The sequence below is a fragment of the Chryseobacterium joostei genome (assembly GCF_003815775.1).
GTDB lineage: Bacteria > Bacteroidota > Bacteroidia > Flavobacteriales > Weeksellaceae > Chryseobacterium > Chryseobacterium joostei.
The window spans coordinates 2,676,211-2,700,025 of record NZ_CP033926.1; the positions used below are offsets into that span (position 1 = coordinate 2,676,211).

Genomic DNA, 23,815 nt, shown 5'->3' on the forward strand with positions numbered 1-23,815 from the left:
TTACCAATAGCTTCCTGCAAGAAATGAAAGTCTTATAAAGGTAAATGTATGTTTTAGTTCCAAATCGATGGTTTGGGTAAGGCTTTCAAGTTCTTCTTCATTGTAAAACACAGCAAACATTCCGTCTTCAAAAGCCTGAATGGCATTTTCCTGTGCTTTTGGCAGATCCGCTTTCTTAAGATTATAGATACTTCCAAAACCTACTTTACCTGTATCTGTAAGTAAATTCAGGTAATTATTCTGCGGAATTTTAGTATAGTCTTCATCCTCCTGCTCAAAAGATTTTGCATTAAACTCATCTACTTGCTGTTGAACGATTAATTTTAATAAATTTTCTAAGGTGATATTGGCCTCTTCGTAGGCGATCTCAATATTTTGTTCCGAAAGAACAGGGTGTTTCTTCCCCAACTGCTTTACAGTGACTTTTATTTCCATATTTGAACTTAGTGTGACTAAATATAGTAAAATTTCACCGTGCTATTGTATCAATTTGAGATTTTATAATGAATATAAAGAAAAGGAGATGGAACTTTAAATATGAGTGGTAAAGAATATTATTAATATTCTTTTTTGACTAAAATTGTTTGATCATTAGATCCGATAGAAACAGTTATCTCACCACATATAATGCCCTTTTTAGGTGTCGGCGTGAGCAGTATGAGTGAATAGCGGGAAAAAGCTACTAAGAATAAATTAAAAAGTGGGGGTTATTTTCGGATTGAAATAGGTACAAAATAAAAAAGTACACTTTCAAAAAGTGTACTTTCTTTGGGTGAATGAGGGGTCTCGAACCCCCGACCTTCGGAACCACAATCCGACGCTCTAACCAACTGAGCTACAATCACCGTTTTCTGAGTGCAAATATAGGACAATTTCCTCAACTATCAAACAATTCCATCAAAATTTTTCAAAGAAATTAACTTCTCAGACGTAAATCCCTCAGCATAAGTAACTCCCGATAATCGCCCTAAATCCTGAGCACGGTAGGTTAAGCTCTCATAAAAGTCCTTTGTCGTAATTGGAGTTTCAGGTTCCTTAGAAGTTGGATCATAAAATTGGGTTTTATAAGCCATACATGCTTCCAGTTTTTTATCCAGATGCTCTGATATGTCAATCACAAACTCCGGTTTGATATCTTTCCACTGAATGTAATGAAACACATGCTTCGGTCTCCATACCTCCTGAATTTCTCCATCCTCTGTTGTTTCAATTTTTCTCAATCCGGACAAAAAGCACGCATCTGACACTAATTTCGCTCCTTTTGCATGATCAGGATGTCTATCATCAATTGCATTCGCCAAGACAATTTCCGGGCGGTATTTGCGAATCATTTTTACGATCCTCATTTGATATTCTTCAGAATTTACCAAAAAGCCATCTTTCATTCCCAGGTTCTCTCTTGCAGAGAGTCCAAGGATATGAGCAGCATCTGCCGCTTCTGCCTTTCTTGTTTCATCCGTACCTCTTGTACCGAGCTCTCCTCTGGTAAGATCTACCACTACACATTTTTTACCCTCTGAAACCATTTTGGCAATAGTTCCACCACATCCCAGCTCTACATCATCAGGGTGTGCTCCAAAAGCAAGTATATCAGTTTTCATAGAATCAAAGATAAGTTTTAAATAAAAACTTCCCAAACATTACGAATGGGAAGTGTTAATATCTATAATTTAAATTTTAAATTACTTGTTGATCTCTGCATTTAATTTTACAGCATCCTGGTAAGTAGGATCTAACTGTAAAGATTTTGCAACATAATCTTTTGCTTTTGCAGCATCAGAATCTTTACTCATGTAAGCTACTGCGAAATAAGCATAAGCAAGAGTTTGCTTGTTAGCTTCCTGATCCGCAGGTTTCACTGTACTGATGAATTTCTCGTAAGCTAATTTTGCAGCATCATTATTTCCTGCCTGTTGGTAAGAATATCCTTGGCTGTAATATGCCGGAGCCCAATCAGGAAGAAGAGCTGACATTTTTTGCCATGTAAGGATTGCCCCATTCCAGTTTTTAGCATCCTGATAAGCTGTAGCTAATTTAAATAAAGCATCAGAATCCTGAGCGTTAGCAGCAACTTGCTTCTTCAATCCTTCAATGGTAGGGTTTGTAGGTCCTTTATCAGCATCTGCTTGAGAAGCACCACCACCTCCTGCGATGTTCGCTAATTCTAGATCCCACTTCATTGTCTCGTCTTTTGCAGCCTTTGCAATGGCAATTTTTTGTTGAGATTCAGTCATTAAAGCAGATTTTTTAGCTGCATCTTTTTCGTCTTTAGCTAAACCAGCAGCAATAAGTCCTTGCAAACCTTGGTCAGCAGGCTGTACTCTTGATTTTTCAGCTTGAGAAACGAAAGTATCCATATTTTGCTTTGCTTCTGCATAATTTTTATCTGCATAAGACTGATAAGCTCTTAACTTGAACTTAATAGGATCTTCAATTTTATCAAAAATCTTGTCTAATACTGTCTTAGAGTTTGCGTAATCTTCGTTTGTGAAGTATAATTTTGCAATTTCTAATTGAGTATATGGATCTTCATCCGCATATTTTGTATAGTTGATAAGGTCTTGTGTAGCCTTAGCATTTTGTTGGTATCTGATATCATAACCAGCCAAAGCTTTATATGCAGGAGCATAAGTAGGGTCTACAGCAATAGCTTTATCTACACTTTCTTTAGCTTTTTGCCATACCTGAGCAGCCATCCATAAAGTAGCCATTCTTGTGTAAACAGAAGCTTTATTTTTAGCTAAAGGTAATGCTTTGTCATAAGCAGACATAGCCTCTCCCGGTGCTCTTTTTAGTCTATAAGCGTCTCCTAATGTATAATAATAATGTGCAGGAACTCCTTTTTTCTCAGCCTTCTCAATAGCCTTAGTCAGGAATTGGATAGCAAGATCAGGTGAACTGTTTTTTTCAAATAAAGTCAAAGCTTCTGCTGCTCTAAACAATACTTCAGCATCTTTTTCTCTGGAATCAGTTACCACTTTTTGAATTTCAGCAATGGCACTTTTATCACCTTTACCTAATTTAACAGCCGCAAGACCGATTCTATTAAGATAGCTTTTACCGTCAGCTGCTAATCCTTTGTTAAAACTTTCAGTAGCCTTAGCATAATCCGGTTCTCCTTGTCTTAAGAAAGTATTTCCTAAATAGAAGTAGTTTTCAGCAGTAGGCTCTTTAGCGATCATATCAGTGAAATTGGTTTTTGCCTGAGCAAATTTATCACTGTCTATACTGTTAATACCATCCTGCAGTGTTTGTGCAGAGGCGAAACCGGTAAAAAATACCACAGCTGCTCCAAAAGCAATCTTTTTTACATTCATATTCATTATATCTTTCATTTTATATTTTCTAAATAATTGAGTTATATTCTACACAACTTTCAGACCAAAACATTTTTTTTAATGGCAATAAATTGTGAATTTAATATTTTTAACGCATTTGTACCTCTCTTTTATAGATGTTATATGGCTGTAAACCCTCTTTCTGAACAATTTTTTGTCCTAAGTGAGTACATGAAAATCGTATAAAGCCATTAGCGATATTGAAGTTACCTTCGTTAATAAGGAAATAAAGTACTCTAGTGAATGGATATTCCATAGAACGAAGCCCCTCGAAGTTAGCCGTGTATGATTTTCCTTTATCTACTACAGGAAGTACCTTCACCATCTCTCTAAGTTTTTCAGAAGTTTTATCGTAAGGACGACTGAAAGTATTAAGTCCTACTACTCCTATCTTATCAGGATATTTTCCTAGTTCCTCAATAATCTTCTGATTTCCAGGAATAATGGAAAACTTAAGGTCTTTGGGTTGTTTTTTTAACTTCTCTGCAACAAAGTTCAGATTACTTGAATTGGTTCCGTCAAAAATAAACTTCTTCTCCTCTGAAAGAAGCCCACTATTGATTTCATCCATTGAAATACTTTCCTTTGGAGAGTCTTTTGGAACTACAAAAACCACAGCATCTGCTGCAAATTTAGCAGGAAGAAACTTTAAATCTGTTCTTTCTTCGTAGGTTTTTACTTCTTCTGGATTAAGGTTTCTGGACATTACAATCACCTTTGCATTTCCTTTCAATAAATCGAGAAGACCTAAATCTTCTTTTTTTGTCTCTACTTTAATGCGTGTTTCGGGATAATTGATCATATAGCCGTCAGCTAATGCCTCTGTAACACTTTGAAAAGATTCGTCTGTAAAAATCGTAAGATCACCTTTGTGATAGGAAGGAGATTTCTCCTCTTTTTTGCAGCCTGCCAGTATAATTCCTATTACTAAGACAAGTGCAATTTTAAAACTATTCTTCATCTTTCGATTTTTTGATTTTAGAAACAGCTCTATAGATTCTAAATATACCATAAACAATTAAAAGAGCACCCAATGCATAAGCAATAGCAGGTTCTAAAATGGTAAAGAAGAATTTATAGATAATTACTACAATTCCTAAAACGATATAAAACAATCCCGTAACCAGGGATAACCAATTGAACATCATGTAACAAAAATACAAAAAAAATAAAAAGGGAAGCATATGCTTCCCTTTTTATTTATATTCTGAATAAATAAGTCTAATTATTCAAAGTTCATAGTAAATGGTACACTATAGTAAGATCTAACGCTTTCTCCATTTCTCTTAGCAGGAGTCCACTTTTTAAGTTTCTTAACTACACGTACAGCTTCACTGTTGAAGTCGCCATTTGGAGATTTCTCTTCAATAGTAACTGCAGAAACAGTTCCGTCTTTTTCTACAACGAACTTAAGCTTAGCTTTAAGCGTCCCTTCACCTCCTTCCATTAGGGAAGTATCGAAGTTATCTCCTAAGAATTTTCTCAATGCACCCATACCTCCAGGATATTCTGCAGATTGGTCTACATCTTTGTAGATTTCGTTAGGGTTATTCGCCTTCACTTCTACTGTGGTAGCTTTAGTACCTGTAGATGGTGGTGGTGGTGGTGGCGTATAAGCCGGAGCTTTCACCCCTTCCTGATTATTCAAACCAGTTGTAGTTTCCAACTGCTTAGAAATTGGTGGAGGTGGAGTTTCAATTTTCGGAGCTTTTACAGGCTCAGGAACTACGTTCTGAATTACCTCAATTTTTTCCTCTTCTTTTGGAGGAGGTGGTGGAGGTGGTTCTTCTTCTTTAGGCTGCTCAATAATCGGATCTTCTTCGATAATATCTACTAGATCTGCCTTTACTTCTTGCTTAGGCGGAGCTGTAAGATTTTTAATCGTAAGATAGATGAACGGAGACAAAGCTGCCAAAAGGAATAAAGCTGTTCCGATGATAAAAGACTTTGTTAAAAGTCTCGGATACTGATGTCTAAGATCATAGGCACCATATTCCTTGTTTCTATTTTCAAATACAATCTCGTCTAAAGTAAGATTCTGATTGTATACATTTTCATCTGCCATAGATTAGATATAACAATTTTATGGTTAAATTACTTTGTAGCAGCCGGTGCAGCAGCACCACCTACTTTCTTCTCATAAATAGCTTTCTCCCAAGGTTTGATATCAGTAACACCGTACTGCTCACTTTTGGTAATTGCCATTTCATCAAGAATATCAACAAAGTTCTTATATACAGCATCGTCAGTTGGCTTAATGATCACGGTAAATTTCGTTTGATCTGCAGCTCTAGATTTTGCCTGCTGAATTACTTTTCTAATACCCTCTCTATCTAAAGTAGTTTCCATAAGAGTTTGGTCATTCAAGGAAGTTGCATCCTGTTGGTGCCAAAATACTCTATTGTCTTTTCCTAATAAGATAGAAATTGAGTTCGAAAGTTTAATTTCTGTTGGAGGTGGTTTTTTTGTTTCATCTTTCGGTTTAGCCGGAAGACCCAAATCCATAACATTCGGTTTACTAAATGTAGTTGTGAACATAAAGAAGGTAATCAATAGAAAACCCAAGTCTACCATCGGAGTCATATCGACTCTGGTGTTCTGCTTCTTGGAACGGACCTTGCCGCCCTTGCCGCCTTTTTCTTGTACTTGTACTTCTGCCATTTCTATCGATATTATTCGTTAGGTTTACCTTCTTGTGATGTAATCAACCAAAATTTAAGAAAATCAATATCTCTTAAACCCTCAAATAGACTTTTAACTTTAGGATACTGAGTTGTAACGTCTCCTTTAATGGCTAACTTGTAGTCAGGGTTAACGCTTAAACTTTCTTTTACCCAATCAATTAATTGTTTATTTGTACTGTCCATAGGAATACCTGTAGGACTCTTATAATTTTTCTGCTCATCTCCAGACATATCCAAGTAACCTTTAAGTTGGTTCATTGGAACTCCAATTGCCTGAACTTTCTGGAAAGCAGCTTTTTGGTTATTGTCAAAAGTAATACCATACTTTTGTCCCATTTTATCCAAAAGAGCAACTCTTTCTGATGCGTTTTCTACTGGTTGGAAATAGAATTTTCCGTCCGGAGTAGCGTTGATAGTCATTAAACTAGCATCAGGAAGCAATTTTTCCGAAATTGAAGATGGCGGTTTGATCTGCTCCACGTCAGGTTTTTTAAACTGAGTGGTCAAGATAAAGAACGTAAGAAGTAGGAACGCAACGTCACACATTGCGGTCATGTCCGTCACTACTCCATGTCTTTTTGGTTTGACTCTCGCCATTATTATAAAATATTTTTAATTAAACTTCTTTTAATTGCTAATGCAAATATCTTGCTAATTCTTAGTTGAATTCAGCGAAAGACTGTTGGATACTCATAGAGATCTCGTCGATCTTGTAAGTTAATCCATCAATTTTAGATGTAAAGAAGTTATAAAGGATAATAGCGATTGCAGAAGTACCAATACCTAATGCAGTGTTGATCAATGCTTCAGAGATACCAGTAGATAGAGCAGCAGCATCTGGAGTACCACCTCCTGAACCTAATGCGAAGAATGCCTTGATCATCCCGATTACCGTTCCTAGTAGTGCTACTAACGTTGCAACTGTACCTAAAGTAGAAAGGATCATCATGTTTTTCTCAAGCATTGGCATCTCAAGAGTAGTAGCTTCTTCGATAGCTTTGTTAAGCGCTACCATTTTCTGCTCTTTATTTAATGTGTTATCGTGAGAAAGTGCTTTGTAAGTAGTAAGACCTTCTTTTACTACGTTTCCTACAGAACCTTGTTGTCTGTCACACTCTTCGATAGCTTCGTCAATTTTGTTTTGGTTAAGTAAGCTTCTTACTTGTACTACGAAGTTGTCTAGGTTTCCTTTTCCAGCAGCTTTACCAAGAACGAAATATCTTTCAAAAGAGAAAACGATTACTGTAATCATGAAAGTAATCAAGATTGGTACAATGACACCTCCTTTGTAGATAATACCTAAGAACGATTCTGGATGAATGTCTTTTCCTTCAATGCTTGAAAAAGCTACAGAACCACTTCCTAGTTTATCTGCATCTTTAAAGTTTCCTGGGCTCCCAAGAACGAATAAATAAATACATACTCCTATAGCAAATAGAATAGGAATAATAACAGCTGGATTTAAACCTCCTGCCTTTCTAGCAACTACTTGCTCATCATTTTTTGAAACATTCATTTCCATATTTAACTAAATTATATTGTTTTAAAATTTTACAGGGTGTAAATTAAAGGCAAAATTAATTAAAATGCAAGAGTCTTAATTAAACATTTTGCTTTTTTTTGATAAAGAAAATTTAATACGATTTCGATATAATAATTATTCTTAAATATTTTATTTATTTTTCCCAAATTTAACATTTGAGTTAAAAAATCATAAAAATAAGACACCCATTTTTTTTAATTTCCCAATGTTAATTTTTTTTTAAATTACGATATTCACAATACGGTGAGGGACAACAATGATTTTTTTAGGGGTTTTACCTTCCAAAATCTGTTGCATTTTCTCATTTGAAATCACCAAATCTTCGACTTCCTTCGCAGATAATTGAGCTGAAAGTGAAATTTTGAACTTCATTTTACCATTTACGCTTACCGGATACTCAATTTCGTCCTCAACCAGATAATCCTCATTCAATACAGGAAATTGTTCAAATTCTATTGAAGTATCGTGACCTAATAGGCTCCATAGTTCTTCACAAATGTGAGGAGCATACGGAGAGATGATAACGGCTAACGGTTCTAAAATATTGCGTTTGTTGCATTTTATTTTCTGAAGCTCGTTTACAGCAATCATGAATGAAGATACGGAAGTGTTGAATGAGAAATTTTCTATATCATAAACCACCTTCTTTATTAAGGTATGTAATACTTTATATTCTGCCTTTGTAGGTTCTTCCTCAGAAATTTCAAAGGTTTCTCCATTGAAGTGTAGGTTCCAGAATTTCTTAAGGAAACTATATACTCCACTTAATCCTTGTGTATTCCATGGCTTGGATTGCTCCAACGGTCCCAGGAACATTTCATATAGTCTTAAACCATCTGCTCCGTATTCTTCACAGATATCATCAGGGTTTACTACATTATATTTAGACTTGGACATTTTTTCTACTTCACGGTCTGTGATGTATTTTCCATCCTCCAAGATAAATTCTGCATTTGCATAATCAGGTCTCCAAGCTTTGAATGCTTCTGTGTCTAATTCATCTGATGTTCCTTTTAATAAGGATACGTCTACGTGAATCTGCTGCGTCTGATAATTACCAGCTAAGTTTTTAGAAACATATTGGTTGGTTCCATCAATTCTGTACACAAATGCGCTCATTCCTAAGATCATTCCTTGGTTGATCAATTTTTGGAAAGGTTCATCATGGTTAATATATCCTCTATCTTTTAAGAACATGTTCCAAAAACGGGAATACAACAAGTGACCGGTTGCGTGCTCGCTACCTCCAATATATAAATCTACCTGCCCCCAATAGTCTGAAAGTTTTTTTGCACAGAATTCTCCATCATTCTGAGGATCCATATATCTAAGGAAATACCATGAGCTACCTGCCCAACCCGGCATTGTGGATAATTCCAGAGGGAAAATAGTTTTGTCGTCTATTAAATCTGTAGAAACTACTTTTTGGTTCACCTCATCCCAGGCAAATTCTTTAGCATTTCCTAGTGGTGGATCTCCATCTTCTGTTGGCAAATATTTTTCAACTTCAGGAAGTTCCAACGGCAATGCAGATGTTGGTAATGTGTAAGGCATTCCTTCCTTATAATATATAGGAACCGGTTCTCCCCAATAACGTTGTCTTGAGAAGATGGCATCACGTTGTCTATAATTGGTTGTTCCGTGGCCAATTCCTTTGTTTTCGATTTCTGAAATTATTTTTGATTTCGCATCGTTATAACTTAATCCGTTTAAGAAATCAGAGTTTACACATACTGAGTCCTTGGAATCAAAAGATTTTTCCTGAACGTCTTCTTTAGTTTCAACTACTTTTTTAATTTCAAGATTAAATTTCTTTGCAAATCTGTGATCACGTTCATCATGTGCAGGAACCGCCATTACAGCTCCGGTTCCATATCCCATCAATACGTAGTCTGAAATATAGATCGGCATTTTTGCTCCACTGAAAGGATTGATTGCATAACTTCCTGTGAAAGCTCCGCTCACGTTTTTCACGTCAGACATTCTGTCTCTTTCCGTTTTCTTGGAAGTTTCTTCAATATAGGTATCTACTTCTACTTTTTGAGCGTCTGTAGTAATTGTTTCTACTAAAGGATTTTCCGGAGCCAAAACCATAAATGTTGCTCCGAAAATAGTGTCGGGTCTTGTGGTGAAAACCTCAACGATTTCATCATGCCCATCTACTTTGAACTGAACCTGTGCTCCCTGAGATTTTCCAATCCAGTATTCCTGAGCATCTTTCAACGGTTGTGGCCAATCTAATTTAGAAAGCCCTTGTAATAACCTTTCAGAGTATGCAGAGATCCTCATGCTCCACTGCATCATTTTCTTTTGGAATACCGGGAATCCTCCTCTTTCAGATTTTCCATCTTTTATCTCGTCATTAGCCAAAACTGTTCCTAATGCAGGACACCAGTTTACGGTAGTATCCGCTCTGTAAGAAAGACGATAATTCAATAGGATATCTTCTTTATCAATTTCAGAAGCGCTAGACCATTCTTCTGCGGTAAAGCTTAATTCGTCGTTTTGATTAGCATTTAATCCCTCTGTTCCTTTTTCTTCAAAATGCTTGATCAGGGTATCGATGGATTCTGCCTTGTCTGTATTTTTATTATACCAAGAATGATATAGCTCAATAAAGATCCACTGTGTCCATTTATAGTAAGATGCGTCTGAAGTTCTTACCTCTCTGCTCCAATCAAATGAAAAACCAATTTTTCTTAATTGCTCTTCGTATCTGTTGATGTTTTTTTCTGTAGTGATTGCCGGATGCTGTCCTGTCTGGATTGCATACTGCTCAGCAGGAAGCCCAAAGCTATCATATCCTACCGGGTGGAGAACGTTAAATCCCTGATGTCTTTTGTACCTTGCATAGATATCCGATGCAATGTATCCAAGCGGGTGACCTACGTGAAGTCCTGCCCCTGATGGATACGGGAACATATCGAGTACATAAAATTTAGGTTTATCTGTATTATTGGAGGTTTTGTAGGTTTGATTATCCTCCCAATATTTCTGCCACTTTTTTTCTATCTGCTGATGATCGTAAAACACTTTATATATATGTTATATGTTAGACTTTAAATATTTAGATTTTTTCTTTTTTTACAAGATTCACAAAATTAATGATTTTAAAAGAAATAAAAATTTAATTTATGATGAATTATAATTCCCTGTTCAACAAAAAAGTCTCATCCGAAGATGAGACCTGTTTTTATATCTTGAAGTACACTTATTAATGTTGAGGATTTACTCTCTTGAAAGTATAAGTTCTTGTTTTAAACACAGCCGGATCTTCTGTTTCTTCTCTTACAGCCAGATTGAGGGTTGTTTGATTCAGAGTTATCACTTTTGCATTAACAGGAGCTACCACTCCCTGATATTTCATCTGCATATTCTTGCTGCTATTATCATAGGTATAAGTAAAGTTGGCATCAGGCTGAATATCACATAGCCCTGGTGTAACAGGATCTTTCACATCAATCCTTTTTCCTTTTACTTCATTACTGAACCACCATCTGGATTCTTTCTGACAATCTGTATAGGTAATCACATCCGAAATTGGTTGTTCGCCTACCTCTACAGTAGTAACCACCTCTTTTAACGGCTGCCAAAACCCAATAAGTGGAGCTTCCTCAACATAATCGTTACTAGTAGAACATCCGGAGGCCACCAATAATGATAGGCCTGAAAATAGTAGTGCTAATTTCTTCATAGATTAATTTTTTCAAGGGCTAAAATTATAATTTTTTTGATTTATATTACTATTTTTTGTGAAAAATTATTTTATCGACCTTTATTTGTATATATTTTAAAACAGTCAGAGGTCATATTCCCTTTATTTAACAAATATTGAACCTCCGAAAATCCCCCTGTTTTATTAAAAAAGTTATTTTTGTAGTCAAAGAAAAAAAATGCAAGATATAACGAAAAACAATTTTGACTTTATACGTGTTCTCCTCGCCTTTATTGTCTTTCTTGGCCATCTTGGCACCCTCAGTGCATCTCCTGATCTCAAGATTTTTGAGTACAGCCCTATAGAAATTGCCGTTTTCGGTTTTTTTGCAGTGAGCGGATTTCTTATTGCAAGGAGCTATGACAGGTCTTCAAGCCTGAAAAGTTATTTAAAAAAGAGAATCAAAAGAATTGTTCCCGCTTACTTATTGGTTATTTTTTTATGTGCGATTTTATTAAGTTTGGTAAGTACATATTCTTTCACAGAATATTTCAGTAATACACAAGTTTACAAATACCTTTTTTGGAATTCATTATTTTTAAATTTTAAAGCACCTTGGCTTCCCGGAGTTTTTGGAAATCAAGCAGTAAATGGTGCACTATGGACGCTGAAAATAGAAATGTGTTACTATTTTGCGGTTCCTTTGTTGTTTTTGCTGTTCGGAAAGAATAATAAATACAGAAATATAAGTTTGGTTATTTTATACTTTCTATCACTTATTTATCTAAATTATTTTGAATCTTTAAATAAAATTTCACTTGCCAAACAGCTTCCCGGAACATTATCCTATTTTATCCCCGGAATGCTGATTTACTTTAATTTTGATAAATTCATCAAACATAAAAATATAATTTTCATCATTGCTATCGCCACTGTGTGGATTGATTTATACTTAAAAATTCAGCTTTTTTCTCCAATGATGATCGGTGTTATCGTAATGTACATTGCCTATTCATTCAAATTTTTAAATAATTTCGGAAAATATGGTGATTTCACCTACGGAATCTACATTTTCCATTTTCCTATTATCAGAACTTTCCAGACTTTAGGATTGTTTGAAGATTACAATCCATTTGTAATGGCTTTGGTATGTATGTTAGTAGTTATTGCTGTAGGTGTAAGCTCATGGCACCTTTATGAAAAAAGATTTTTATAATTTTGAACAATATTTAAAAACATAAATGAAAGACCTTGTCTCCATTATTACTCCCTGCTATAATTCTGCAGAATTTATCGAGGAAACCATACAGTCCGTCCTTAGTCAAACCTATGAAAACTGGGAATGGCTGATTACTGATGATCTTTCCAAGGATAATACAGTAGAAATCATCAGGAAATATAATGACCCAAGAATAAAGCTGCAGGTTCTGGAGAAAAATGGCGGTGCCGGAAATGCAAGAAATAATAGCCTTGAAAGAGCCAAGGGCAGATATATTGCATTTTTGGACTCTGATGATTATTGGTATCCTGAATACATTGAGACCATGACGGATTATATGCAGGAACATCATGCAGAGCTTGTGTATTGCAACTATTCAAGATGTGATGAGCAGCTTCAGCCTATCTTAAAGGATTTCCTTGCAGACAAAGTGGTTACATTTTCCAATCTCCTGAAGACATGCCGATTGGCTCCTGTTTCCACAATGTATGACACTAAAAGGGTTGGGAAGTTTTTATTCCCTGTCAAAAGCAAACGGGAAGATCATGTGATGTGGCTAAATCTATTAAAGGTAATCCCTGAGGGAATGCCTATTAATAAAACCATGGCAAAATACAGAATGCGTGAGAATAGTGTTTCCAGAAATAAAAAAAATATCATCAAGGATCAGTACCTTGTGTATAAAGACTTCATGGGATTCTCCACTTTAAAATCATTATATTACACTGCTAACTGGGCCATGAATGGCTTTCTAAAATATTCAAAAATTTTCAACTAATGGAGTATTCAAAAGAGTTTAAGGCAGCATTGAGTGCTTTTTCCAGTACCGAAAAGGATAAACTTATCTTCAGATTACTGAGAAAGGATAAATTACTGTCTAAAAAATTGTACTTCGAGCTTATTGATCCGGCTACCACGGATGATAAGAGGAGTACAATGGAAGAAGATGTAGAGGAAAAAATTCTTTTAGCTTCAAAATATATTGGTAACGCCAAATATTTCCTGACGATCATCCGAAAAATAAGTGCTGAAATTACCGAACATGTCAAAATAACAACCGACAAATTTGGGGAAGTTTCAATTAATTTGCTGATGATTAATAAGATTCTAGATTATAATAATGAATTGAGCAGACAGAGGTTTGACAATGTTTATAAACTGTACATCTATATCATCAACAAAGTATTCAAATCCCTGATATTAATTAAAAAACTGGATGAGGATTACTGGATGGAAATTGACGAGTTTCTACGGGATACTCAAGCCAAAATATCAGAAAACCATTATCTTCAAAAATTATGCATCAATAACGGGCTGGACATTAACTGGCTGGAGTGTGACAACATTCCTGAAAATATTGAGCAAACAATGAAAGAGATAAAAAGCCAAGGCTTTTTAAGATAGAATTTTCTGCAGAATCATTTCTGTGGAATTTGGTTTCCCATCAACGAAATTCTTTGCATTCTGAGACATTTCCGTGAGTTCTTCTCTATTCTCTTCATTGGCAAGAAATAAAACGAATTCTGCGGCTGTTGGCTCGTCTGCAAAGGACTTTCCTCCATTCATGGAAATAAGATCATCTGCCTCAGGATTCTTTTTGTAACGATTTCCAAAGATTACGGGAACCCCAAATGTCGCTGCCTCCAGAATATTATGCAATCCTGCGTCATGAAAACCTCCGCCAACAACTGCTATATCTGCATAGGAATATAGTTTTGATAATAGTCCTATGCTGTCTATGATTAAGATCTGAGAACTGAACGTTGAAAGGTTTGAACTTTGTACTTCACTATACAGTATTGCATCCGGAAACATATTTTTTAAATGTTCTACCCTCTTCAAATCGTGGGGTGCGATAATTATTTTTACAGTATTATTTTTACGGGAAATCATTTCTGCAATTTTCTCCTCAGCTTGCCAGGAGCTTCCAAAAACAATACTCTTATGTCGCCCTATAAAATCTGAAACATGATCAACATGATTATCTCGCAGCCGAAGCTGTTTTACCCTATCAAACCTTGTATCTCCAGTTACAGAAGATCTCGTCAATCCTACGCTTTTAGCCAATGCAAGGGAAAACTGAGTCTGGTGAAAGAACCAATCTATGTTCTTCTGAAGCTGCTTCACAAACCACTTACCGTAAGATGTGAAAAAAGATTGTCTTTCGTAGAATAAAGCAGAAATTACATAAATCTTTGCTCCCTTATTTTTGAGCTCGGCAAGCAAGTTATACCAGTAATCATACTTCACCGTAAAAAATAGTTTAGTATCAAATTGTGATACAAATTCTCTTACAGTACTCTTTTTATCAAAAGGCAGATAGCAAATCACATCTGCAATATGTTTCTTTTTAATAACATTCTCATATCCGGATGGTGAGAAGAAAGTGATCAGAATTTTATGATCAGGAAATTGTTCTTTAAGCTTCTCTAAAACTGGCAATCCCTGTTCATACTCGCCCAGACTTGCTGCGTGCATCCAAATCACCTTATCAGTTTTTGAAAACGCAGATTTTACTTTATCCAAAGATTGCTTTCTACCCTCAACGCCTTTTTTAGTTTTACCATTAAACCATGAAAAAACCTTCATTCCAACAATGAGAAGACTGATGAATATATTATAAAGCAAGTTCAATTTTGATTGATTTAGTCGTTAGACTTTTTTGTTATACTCTCTTTTATACATCTTACAAGAAATACTCCAACCATAGCAAATAATAATCCTAAAATAAAGAAAACAGCATCACTTAATTCAGTCTGCTTCCCCTCTGCAACCCGGATACTTTCAACAATAATATCCAAAAACAGAATCATCACAGGAAGCTGCAGAAAGAACAAGTACAGTTCCAGTCTTTCTTTATTGCGGAAGCTTTGTGGTACGTTTAGCATAGGAGAATTGGGATCTCTGGTTGCTCCAATAAAAAGAAGATGAATAAAGCTAGCAATACATGGCAAAAGCCAGATCGTTCCTTTACCGGATTCACCATCTACATTTCCCTGAAAGTCAAAATGAGTAGGAATTATATCTGGTAACTCAGCATATTTTATTCCTGTAAAAACCCAAATTACAATAAGCAAAAGAGTGTTCACTATTAATAATATGCTGGACAATTTCATATTTTAAATAACGCTTTTAAGAACCCTAAGTTTATGAGTATGTTTATTCATTTCTTTATTGAAAATTCCTGTAGAATCCAAAGTATCGATTCTTACTTTTCCTGATGCATGAATAATCTTCTGATTTTCCAGCATAATTCCTACGTGGATAATCTTCCCATCAGCATTTTCAAAGAAAGCAAGATCACCCGGCTGGGTTTCTTCCACAAAGGTAAGCGCTTCGCCTACCTCAGCTTGTTGAGAAGCATCCCTAGGAAGTTTAATATTATGAATTTTATAAATCAGCTGTGTAAATCCGGAGCAGTCTACGGCAAAAAAGCTTTTGCCACCCCACAAATAGGGAACATTAAGGAATTCTTTTGATGCCAAAGCAATGCTTTCCCTTACGTCATGACTTCTTCTTGAGGCCACCACAGGAAATTCTACTTCAGATCCCATCGAAAGCAATGTTTTTCCATCATTCATCAATACGGAAGAAAAGTCCTCTGTAACCACAGTAACTTTTCTATTCGCCAGCTCTTCATCTGTTACAGGTTTTAGCTGTTTGGTATCCATCCATCCTTCATAGCCATCATAATGCATTTTTATTCTGGTCCAGTTTTTATTTACCTCCAGAATATCCGCGCTTTCTCCAAACAATATTTCAGTAACAATTTCGGCTTTATCAGAACCTTCTGCACGAACCGGCGCTACTGTAACAATACAAATTCCTTTATTCATTAACTCTAAATTAAAAGATTGAATAATTAAAAGATTAAAATATCACGATCTATAAACGTTTTGAATATTTAATCCTTTACTATTTAGTTACTTCCTGCGAAGAAAGTTTACTCCATCACGCAAAGGTAGAATAAGATTTTCAAAATCATCGTCTTTTGCCACTAAATCATTTAATTCCTGGATAGACTGTGTAGATTTCAATTTTGGATTTTCCTCCAACACTTTTCCATACCACAGAACATTATCAAACATCACTACTGACCCTGATTTTGTATGAGGTTTTATTAATCTGAAATAGTCTGCATAGTTTTCCTTATCTGCATCTACAAAGATTAAATCAAATACTTCATTCGTTTCCTTTAAAAACTCTTTCGCATCCTGAAGTTTAAAATCAATCTGATCCGCATATTCGCTGGATTCAAAATATTTTTTTGGAAGGTAAGCTAGATCTTCATTCACGTCCAATGTTGTGATTTTACCATCCTTTGCCAATCCCGAAGCAAGACACAAGGTAGCATAACCTGTGAAAGTTCCTATTTCAAGAACATTTTTAGGCTGCAACATTTGAGAAATAATAGTTAATAATCTCCCCTGCTGATATCCAGAGATCATGTGCGGTTGTGTTGTCTTCTGATAAGTTTCTCTTCTCAGCTTTTTCAGAATTTCAGATTCCGAAGAAGCATGCGATTCCAAATACCTATCCATTTCAGGATTCTTTTCTTCAAAAAAACTCATACAATTTTAATTTAAACAAATTTAAGAATTTTAAAACTTCTTTTTGAATAACATATTGAAACAAAAAAAGAGAGAAATCAATCTCTCTTCTCTTATATATACTTATTTAATTATTAATAAGCAATGCAATACTCTCCTTTTCCTCCACATACCCATCCCGGACAGCAGTCACTAGTTCTTTGACAAATAATCTGAGGATTACAATAGTCATCGCCTAGAGAACCTTGTACATTTTTCATTTTTTCTCTTGAAAGTTTTTGTAGATTTTTCATAGTAATAATTTGTTGATTTAGCTTTCCTACTCTATAAGATTTTCGGATACCTCTTTATGTTATTTCCTTTTAAGGAGAATTAAATATACGCATTATTTTATAAACCAAAGAATTAGAATTCAGAAAAGCTATTAACAACAATACTCATTATAGGGAAAAACCCCATATGAAATACCGTGAAAATACGGATGTTTTTTCTGTGGTATTAGTTATAAGTTTGCAGAGAGAACAAAGGGGTAAAAACACTAAGAGAAACAAAATGATTGCAGGAGAGACACAAACTAACCATGGGAATCAAAAAATCGTATCACCAAAAAGTGGTACGAAGTCTTCTGCAAAAAAAACCAAGACTGAAATATCCAATTCATTTTTACAGCGAATTATTTCTCTTTTAAAAAAAGAAGAATTAATTTGATTAAAAAAAAATCCCGAATTGCTTCGGGATTTTTTTTATTAAGATTTGATTATTTCTCTATCTGATTATTTCTTTGGAGCAATATCCATCAGTTTCATAAACTCATCCAGCTTAGGCATGATGATAATTTCTGTTCTTCTGTTTTCAGCTCTACCGGAAACACTCATGTTTGTAGCTTTAGGATTGTATTCAGAACGTCCTCCCGCTGTAATTCTTGCAGGATCTACACCAAACTGAGTCTGAAGAACTTTAGCAACAGAGGTACCTCTTAATGCAGAAAGATCCCAGTTATCTCTTGGCAGGTTTGGAGAATTTAATGCAGCATTATCTGTATTTCCTTCAATCAATACAGAATATTTATCATAATCATTAATTACCTTCGCAACTTTACCTAACACTTCCTGAGCTGCAGGCAAAATGTTGTAATCTCCTGTTTTGTATAACATTTTATCTGAAAGGGAGATCATTACTACACCTTTCAATACCTTCACCTGTACATCCTCATCTGATACATTATCCAAAGATCTCTTCAGTTTGTTAGACAATGCAAGGTTCAAACTGTCATTTTTAGCATTACTAGAAATCAACTGCTTAATATAAGTGTTAGAAGCATTAATTTCCCCTACCAGCTTATCAATGTTAGCAGAACTTTTCCCTGTATTTGAAAGACACGCATCAAGTGATGACTTTAAAGCATCATGTTGGCTTTTCAACAAATTGTTTTCACCTGTCAATGCAGAGTTTTGGGATTTTAGATCCTGAATTTCTCTCTGTCTTTCTCCGATATTTTCAATACACTGCTTATAGTTACTACTCAAGGCATCATATTGTTTCTTGCTCACACAAGAAGTCATTCCCAACGCCATTGCAGAAACTGCTAAAACTTTAAAAATCTTCATAAGTAATCATTTTTAGACTACTCAAAGTTAGGGAAATTCAATTGAATTATATGGTTTATCTTTGCATAAAAGAAATTCTCAACATATATGTTGAAAAAATTAAGCTTTAAAAGCCAATTAGAAAATCTTGTTCACAACCCTGAAAATCACACCTATCTTCTAGCTGTGAGCGGAGGAGCTGACTCTATGGTTCTAGCCTCTTTATTTCAGGATTTAATGTACAATACACAAGGTAAAGAGCACTCATTTCAAATTGCCCACATCAATTATAAACTTCGCGGAAAAGATTCAGACCTTGATCAAAAGGTAGTACAGGATTTTTGTGAGAAAAATCATATTAAATTCCATTTGTATGAAGTTTCGGAAAAGGATCAAAAACCGGAAAATTCTATTCAGCTTTGGGCAAGGGAGCTGCGCTATGCATTTTTCAAAGAAATCCAGCAAAAGGAAAAACTGGAATTTCTCGTTACAGCTCATCATTTGAACGATCAGTTGGAAACATTTATTATTAATCTTTCAAAAGCGGCAGGCATTAAAGGATTAAGTGGAATACCTTCCAATGCAAATTGTATACTCCGTCCCCTGTTAAGCTTTTCAAAAAAAGAAATTTATCAGTTCGCGGAACAAAATAATATTGAGTTTCGAGAAGATCTTTCCAATAAAAAAAGTGATTACCTGAGGAATAAAATCAGGAATGAAATCGTTCCAAAGCTACAGGAGACGAATGATCACTTTCTGGAAAACTTCAAAAAGAGTTCTTTTTATCTGAACCAGGCCAACGATTTTGTTCAAAATCAAATCCAGGAAATAGAAAATAAGCTTATGGTATTTAACCAAGAGCACAAAATATTATCAAAGGAAAAGCTGGATCAGGAAAGCGATTTTGTCAAGTTTGAAATTTTAAAAAAATACGGGTTCAATCAGGAAGAAGAAATTCCTAAGATTTTCAAGGCAGAAAACAACAGTTCTTTTTTTTCTAAAGAGTATCAGTTGATTGTCAACAGAAATGAATTGATCTTTATTGATAGAAACCACAAACAGGAAATCAATCATAAAACTCTACTGATCGATCATTTTGATTTTTCAGAAAACCAGATCGGTATTAACATTCCGAATTCTATTGAAGACATTGATGGAATCGATAAGAATTTTGAATGGGACTTTGATGCTGAAAAACTTCACTTCCCGCTGCATTTAAGAAAACAGCAGGATGGTGATGAATTTTTCCCGACAGGTTTTTCAGGGAAAAAGAAAGTTTCTAAGTTTTTTAGGGACGAAAAATTATCTATTTTAGCGAGGCAAAAAATTTGGATACTGACTGACAGTAACAATTCCGTACTTGGAGTATTACCTTTCAGACAGGATAGAAGATATGCAAAGGATGAGAAAACAAAATGTATTCTCAAAATTTTTAATGAAACGAAAAATGAAATTTAGAAATTGGTTTTTATTAATTCTACTATTTTTAGCAACAGGAATCAACGCACAGATTAAGAATCCTGTAAAGTTTAAATTCACTGTTAATGATCTGGGCAATAACCAGTATGAAGCAGTTCTGAATGCTACTATGGAAAGTGGCTGGCATATTTACTCCAAGGATCTTCCTGAAGACACAGGAATCCCGACTGAGTATAAGGTTTCGGGAAAAAATATTGAACTTATAGGAAAGTTTACCGAGGTTGGTAAAAAGCATGAAGAATTTTCTGAAGCTTTTGGCGGAACCATTGTTTATTATTCCAACTCGGCCGGATTCAAGCAGAAATTCAAGCTAAAGGATCCTACAAAACCAGCGGAAGTTATTTCTGAAATCACCTATCAAACTTGTGACGACAGAGTTTGTCTTGCTCCAAATACATTAGAATTCAATCAGAAAGTTACTCCCAAAGGAGCAACTGAAGAGGCTGCGACTGAAGAAGTAACAGCAGCAAAAGATTCTGTAAAAACTCTAGAAACCGTTACTGAAAACCCAACAAAGGCAGAAGCAACACTTACTGAGACATCAAAATTAGATCCAAAGCAGTTAAAAATTGAAACACTGGACTTCAAAAATCCATTAACAGATTGCGGAACAGCTACTACCCAAGTGGAGGAAAACTATTGGACTTATTTATTCCTTGGTTTCATTGGAGGATTAATTGCGCTTTTAACACCATGTGTTTTTCCTATGATCCCTTTAACTGTTTCATTCTTTACGAAGGGTAGCAAGGACAAGGCAAAAGGTAAAAGAGATGCAATAATCTATGGATTTTTCATTCTTCTTATTTTCGTTTTATTGAGTATTCCATTCCACATTATTGATGGAATTGCCGGAAATATCTTCAATGAGATCTCAACGAGCGTATGGCTGAATATTGCTTTCTTTATTATATTTATCTTCTTTGCCGGAAGTTTCTTCGGGTATTATGATATTACATTGCCTAGTTCAATTGCCAACAAATCATCAAGAGCTGAAGAGGCAGGAGGAATCATTGGTATTTTCTTCATGGCACTTACACTGGTTATTGTTTCTTTCTCTTGTACAGGCCCTATTTTGGGAAGTTTATTGGGAAGTGCAGTAACAGGATCATCCAATGTTCCGATGTTATTAACATTTGCATTGGCAGGATTTGGGTTAGCATGGGCTATTGTTTTCGGACTATTGGCTTTATTCCCGCAAGCTTTACAAAGTCTTCCAAAATCAGGAGGATGGATGAACACGGTAAAAGTGATTTTAGGTTTCGTAGAATTAGCTTTAGCTTTAAAATTCTTATCTAAGGCAGATTTGGTATCTAAAACGTTCTTCTTAAAAAGAGAGCTTTTCATCGCCATATGGATTATCATTGCTTTAGGATTAACTTTATATTTATTTGGATTAATCAAATTCCCACACGATGACAAAAAGCCTAAAATCTCCATTACAAGAAAAATATTGGGGGCATTGGGAATCGGTTTTGTGATCTACCTGATCCAAGGATTAATTCCATCTGACCGTCCAAAACTTCAGTTATTAAGCGGAATCTTGCCTCCATTGAATGTAAGCTACTTCCATGATGAAAAAGACGGAATTTTAGGAATGCATCCGGAACATGACTTTTTCAAGGCTATTGAAATTGCTAAAAAGGAAAACAAACCTATCTTAATAGACTTTACCGGCTATGGCTGTGAAAACTGTAGAAAAATGGAAGAGTTTGTATGGAGCGAGCCGGATATTTTACCGGTCTTACAAAATGATGTTGTTTTAGCTTCTCTATATGTGGACGACAAGGAAGAACTTCCTGAGGATCAAAAAACAAAGATTGATCTTGGAGAAGGACAAATTAAAAAGGTAAAAACAATTGGTGACAGATGGAGCTTATTCCAACAGGTTAACTTTAATAATAACTCTCAGCCGCACTATGTTTTAATAACTCCTGACGGAAAAGTAATCAACACCCCGGTTTCTGGTTACATGCCAAAAAAGGACTTTAAGAAGTTCCTTGAATGCGGAGTAAATTTCTATAAAAAAAGTAAGTAAATCATTTACATAAATCTCTAAACTCACACTTTTCAGTGTGAGTTTTTTTATGACTAAAAATAAAATTAGTAACAGAAAATAAACAAGGAACTCTTTTTGCCAATCACAACCTTAATACATTGACTTTAACATTATTTAAGTGTAATCATTTAATAAAAATGAATATTTATTAAATATTTTAAATTTTAGGTATGAACTTTGTATCAATTCATCAAAATCACGATCGAGTTTTTAAAGTTTTCATCAAATACCGTTTAACATTTTAAAATATTAATTATGGCTGAAGTAATTGCACAAGAAAAGCAGGGCAGCAAGCAAAAGAAAAAATTAATCAGAGTAGACATGACTCCCATGGTAGATTTGGGATTTCTACTGATCACTTTCTTTATGTTCACAACCAATTTTACAAAACCCAATGTAATGGATTTGGGACTACCGGCAAAAGATCCCAACCCAAATCCTATTAATATTCCCGTTATTGGAGACAAAAACCAGGTCACATTTATCCTTGGAAAAGACAACCGGGTATTTTATCACCAAAGCAATGAGAAAGATCTCAATACCACAAATCTTAAGGAAACTGACTTTAGTGGAATAAAAATCTCTAAAATCATTGCTGAAGCTTATAAAAATGCTCCTAAACCAAATAAATTCACTGTTATAGTGAAGCCTACTGATGAGGCCAATTATAAAAACTTTGTAGATATGCTGGATAATCTGGCTATTTCCAAAAAAGAACGCTATGGTGTTACAGACATCAAACCTTGGGAAACAAAAATTTACAAGGAATTAACTCAATAAAAGATAAAGGGCATTTTTAAAATGCTCTTTTTTTGTTTACATTTGAAAGTAAAATCTATTCGCAGTATGCCTTTACTTCATACAAGGTAAACTGTATTATTTTAACTTTTATAATTTTGAAATCATGCTGAACTTTGAAAGAAAAGGAAACGGAAAAGAAACATTAGTACTCCTTCATGGCTTTATGGAAAATCTATCTATATGGAGTGATATGGAACCACATCTTTCCAAGAATTTTTCACTGTTGAAAATTGATCTTCCCGGACATGGGCAGTCTGATATCCTTGGAGAAATTCATACCATGGAACTGATGGCTGATGAAGTAAAAAAAGTCCTGGATAATCAAAATCTAGAAAAAGTACACTTATTGGGACATTCTATGGGAGGATATACTTCATTAGCTTTTGCTGAAAAGTACCCCAATACGTTAAAAAGTTTAACCTTATTTTTTTCAACCTATTTTGCAGATGATGAAGAAAAAAAACAACAGCGTATAAAAAGCTACAGGATCATCAAGGATGCGTTTGCTCATTATGCACGAGCCGGAGTTCCTAACCTGTTTAATCCCAATGAAAGGGATATTCTGGAGGGTAAAATTGAAACAGCACTTGAAACAGCACTTTCCACAAATAATATGGGAGCCCTTGCCTGCGTAAAAGGAATGGTAGAGAGAACTGATAAAAAGCACATCATGGAAAATCTGGAAGCCAAAATTTTAGTACTGGCCGGAAAGCACGACAATGCTGTAAAAACAGATGTTACCATTAAGAATCTTCCGGACAGAACAAATATAAAATCCTACATCTTAGATTGCGGTCACAACGGACATTGGGAGAAACCGGGTATTTGTGCGGAAATTATCAATACTGAGCTTCTTCATAATCTTCCTAAAAAACTGGTTCTATAAGGTTCGGAACAAAGAATT

At 35.0% G+C, this 23,815-nt stretch carries 25 protein-coding genes and 1 tRNA gene; 8 read left to right on the forward strand and 18 right to left on the reverse strand.

Annotated elements, in window-relative coordinates:
* The 12 genes from EG359_RS12195 to EG359_RS12250 form a co-directional block, all read right to left on the reverse strand.
* Window positions 1-435 carry a hypothetical protein gene (locus EG359_RS12195; RefSeq protein WP_076355056.1) on the reverse strand — a complete coding sequence of 145 codons (435 nt, stop codon included), beginning with the start codon at window positions 433-435 and terminating at the stop codon, window positions 1-3.
* Between the two features lie 335 nt (window positions 436-770).
* Window positions 771-846: transfer RNA gene (locus tag EG359_RS12200), tRNA-His, on the reverse strand.
* Window positions 847-884: 38 nt separating this feature from the next.
* Window positions 885-1,601 carry a bacillithiol biosynthesis deacetylase BshB1 gene (bshB1, locus tag EG359_RS12205; protein ID WP_076355058.1) on the reverse strand — a complete coding sequence of 239 codons (717 nt, stop codon included), beginning with the start codon at window positions 1,599-1,601 and terminating at the stop codon, window positions 885-887.
* A gap of 81 nt (window positions 1,602-1,682) precedes the next feature.
* On the reverse strand, window positions 1,683-3,335 hold the full coding sequence (locus EG359_RS12210) for a tetratricopeptide repeat protein (RefSeq protein WP_076355060.1): 1,653 nt from the start codon (window positions 3,333-3,335) through the stop codon (window positions 1,683-1,685).
* Window positions 3,336-3,426: 91 nt separating this feature from the next.
* Window positions 3,427-4,299, reverse strand: a complete 873-nt coding sequence (locus tag EG359_RS12215; RefSeq protein ID WP_076355062.1) for a PstS family phosphate ABC transporter substrate-binding protein — start codon at window positions 4,297-4,299, stop codon at window positions 3,427-3,429.
* A complete protein-coding gene (locus EG359_RS12220) occupies window positions 4,289-4,486 on the reverse strand; it encodes a DUF308 domain-containing protein (RefSeq protein WP_174567026.1) in 198 nt (65 codons plus the stop codon). The genes EG359_RS12215 and EG359_RS12220 overlap by 11 nt, the downstream gene beginning before the upstream one ends.
* A 77-nt stretch (window positions 4,487-4,563) precedes the next feature.
* Complete coding sequence (locus tag EG359_RS12225) at window positions 4,564-5,403, reverse strand: energy transducer TonB (RefSeq protein ID WP_076355066.1); 840 nt, start codon at window positions 5,401-5,403, stop codon at window positions 4,564-4,566.
* A 29-nt stretch (window positions 5,404-5,432) separates the two neighbouring features.
* The gene (locus tag EG359_RS12230) at window positions 5,433-5,999 is read right to left on the reverse strand and encodes an ExbD/TolR family protein (RefSeq protein WP_076355068.1); all 567 of its coding nucleotides are present in this window, start codon (window positions 5,997-5,999) and stop codon (window positions 5,433-5,435) included.
* Window positions 6,000-6,010: 11 nt separating this feature from the next.
* On the reverse strand, window positions 6,011-6,619 hold the full coding sequence (locus EG359_RS12235) for an ExbD/TolR family protein (RefSeq protein WP_076355070.1): 609 nt from the start codon (window positions 6,617-6,619) through the stop codon (window positions 6,011-6,013).
* A 61-nt stretch (window positions 6,620-6,680) separates the two neighbouring features.
* Window positions 6,681-7,544: a MotA/TolQ/ExbB proton channel family protein gene (locus tag EG359_RS12240; RefSeq protein WP_027375464.1), complete on the reverse strand. Its 864-nt coding sequence runs from the start codon at window positions 7,542-7,544 to the stop codon at window positions 6,681-6,683.
* Window positions 7,545-7,784: 240 nt separating this feature from the next.
* A complete protein-coding gene (gene leuS, locus EG359_RS12245) occupies window positions 7,785-10,598 on the reverse strand; it encodes a leucine--tRNA ligase (RefSeq protein WP_076355072.1) in 2,814 nt (937 codons plus the stop codon).
* A 181-nt stretch (window positions 10,599-10,779) separates the two neighbouring features.
* Entirely contained in the window at window positions 10,780-11,259 is a 480-nt protein-coding gene (locus tag EG359_RS12250; RefSeq protein ID WP_076355074.1) for a lipocalin family protein, read from the reverse strand.
* Window positions 11,260-11,458: 199 nt separating this feature from the next.
* Between EG359_RS12250 and EG359_RS12255 the strand changes: the two genes are divergently transcribed.
* From EG359_RS12255 to EG359_RS12265, 3 genes are read left to right on the forward strand one after another with little or no spacing between them, the layout of a single operon-like run.
* Window positions 11,459-12,436, forward strand: coding sequence for an acyltransferase family protein (locus EG359_RS12255; protein WP_076355076.1), 978 nt, complete (start codon window positions 11,459-11,461; stop codon window positions 12,434-12,436).
* 25 nt (window positions 12,437-12,461) lie between these two features.
* Window positions 12,462-13,217, forward strand: coding sequence for a glycosyltransferase family 2 protein (locus tag EG359_RS12260; protein WP_076355078.1), 756 nt, complete (start codon window positions 12,462-12,464; stop codon window positions 13,215-13,217).
* Window positions 13,217-13,843 carry a calponin homology domain-containing protein gene (locus EG359_RS12265; protein WP_076355080.1) on the forward strand — a complete coding sequence of 209 codons (627 nt, stop codon included), beginning with the start codon at window positions 13,217-13,219 and terminating at the stop codon, window positions 13,841-13,843. The genes EG359_RS12260 and EG359_RS12265 overlap by 1 nt, the downstream gene beginning before the upstream one ends.
* Here the strand turns inward: EG359_RS12265 and EG359_RS12270 are convergent.
* The 5 genes from EG359_RS12270 to EG359_RS12290 all read right to left on the reverse strand — a co-directional run bounded on the left by EG359_RS12270 (window position 13,835) and on the right by EG359_RS12290 (window position 17,282).
* Window positions 13,835-15,073 carry a 3-deoxy-D-manno-octulosonic acid transferase gene (locus EG359_RS12270; protein ID WP_123867374.1) on the reverse strand — a complete coding sequence of 413 codons (1,239 nt, stop codon included), beginning with the start codon at window positions 15,071-15,073 and terminating at the stop codon, window positions 13,835-13,837. The two genes, EG359_RS12265 and EG359_RS12270, sit on opposite strands and share 9 nt — an antisense overlap.
* Window positions 15,074-15,084: 11 nt before the next feature.
* A complete protein-coding gene (locus tag EG359_RS12275) occupies window positions 15,085-15,555 on the reverse strand; it encodes a DUF1648 domain-containing protein (RefSeq protein ID WP_076355084.1) in 471 nt (156 codons plus the stop codon).
* Between the two features lie 3 nt (window positions 15,556-15,558).
* Window positions 15,559-16,275: a C40 family peptidase gene (locus EG359_RS12280; protein ID WP_076355086.1), complete on the reverse strand. Its 717-nt coding sequence runs from the start codon at window positions 16,273-16,275 to the stop codon at window positions 15,559-15,561.
* A gap of 87 nt (window positions 16,276-16,362) precedes the next feature.
* Window positions 16,363-17,010, reverse strand: a complete 648-nt coding sequence (locus EG359_RS12285; protein ID WP_076355088.1) for an O-methyltransferase — start codon at window positions 17,008-17,010, stop codon at window positions 16,363-16,365.
* A 113-nt stretch (window positions 17,011-17,123) separates the two neighbouring features.
* The gene (locus EG359_RS12290; RefSeq protein WP_109622380.1) at window positions 17,124-17,282 is read right to left on the reverse strand and encodes a CCPGW family putative bacteriocin; all 159 of its coding nucleotides are present in this window, start codon (window positions 17,280-17,282) and stop codon (window positions 17,124-17,126) included.
* Between the two features lie 166 nt (window positions 17,283-17,448).
* Here EG359_RS12290 and EG359_RS12295 point away from each other — a divergent pair, with 166 nt between their 5' ends.
* Window positions 17,449-17,697, forward strand: a complete 249-nt coding sequence (locus tag EG359_RS12295) for a hypothetical protein (protein WP_076355090.1) — start codon at window positions 17,449-17,451, stop codon at window positions 17,695-17,697.
* A gap of 65 nt (window positions 17,698-17,762) precedes the next feature.
* On the opposite strand, the gene EG359_RS12300 is transcribed toward EG359_RS12295, so the two are convergent.
* On the reverse strand, window positions 17,763-18,596 hold the full coding sequence (locus EG359_RS12300; protein ID WP_076355092.1) for an OmpA family protein: 834 nt from the start codon (window positions 18,594-18,596) through the stop codon (window positions 17,763-17,765).
* A gap of 87 nt (window positions 18,597-18,683) precedes the next feature.
* Here EG359_RS12300 and tilS point away from each other — a divergent pair, with 87 nt between their 5' ends.
* The 4 genes from tilS to EG359_RS12320 all read left to right on the forward strand — a co-directional run bounded on the left by tilS (window position 18,684) and on the right by EG359_RS12320 (window position 23,797).
* Complete coding sequence (tilS, locus tag EG359_RS12305) at window positions 18,684-20,033, forward strand: tRNA lysidine(34) synthetase TilS (protein WP_076355094.1); 1,350 nt, start codon at window positions 18,684-18,686, stop codon at window positions 20,031-20,033.
* Window positions 20,023-22,089 (forward strand): protein-disulfide reductase DsbD family protein, encoded by a 2,067-nt coding sequence (locus EG359_RS12310; RefSeq protein WP_076355284.1) that lies wholly within the window; start codon window positions 20,023-20,025, stop codon window positions 22,087-22,089. Before tilS ends, EG359_RS12310 begins: the two co-directional genes overlap by 11 nt.
* A gap of 276 nt (window positions 22,090-22,365) precedes the next feature.
* Entirely contained in the window at window positions 22,366-22,890 is a 525-nt protein-coding gene (locus tag EG359_RS12315; protein WP_076355096.1) for a biopolymer transporter ExbD, read from the forward strand.
* A gap of 124 nt (window positions 22,891-23,014) precedes the next feature.
* Window positions 23,015-23,797: an alpha/beta fold hydrolase gene (locus EG359_RS12320; RefSeq protein WP_076355098.1), complete on the forward strand. Its 783-nt coding sequence runs from the start codon at window positions 23,015-23,017 to the stop codon at window positions 23,795-23,797.
* The last annotated feature ends 18 nt before the right edge of the window (window positions 23,798-23,815 follow it).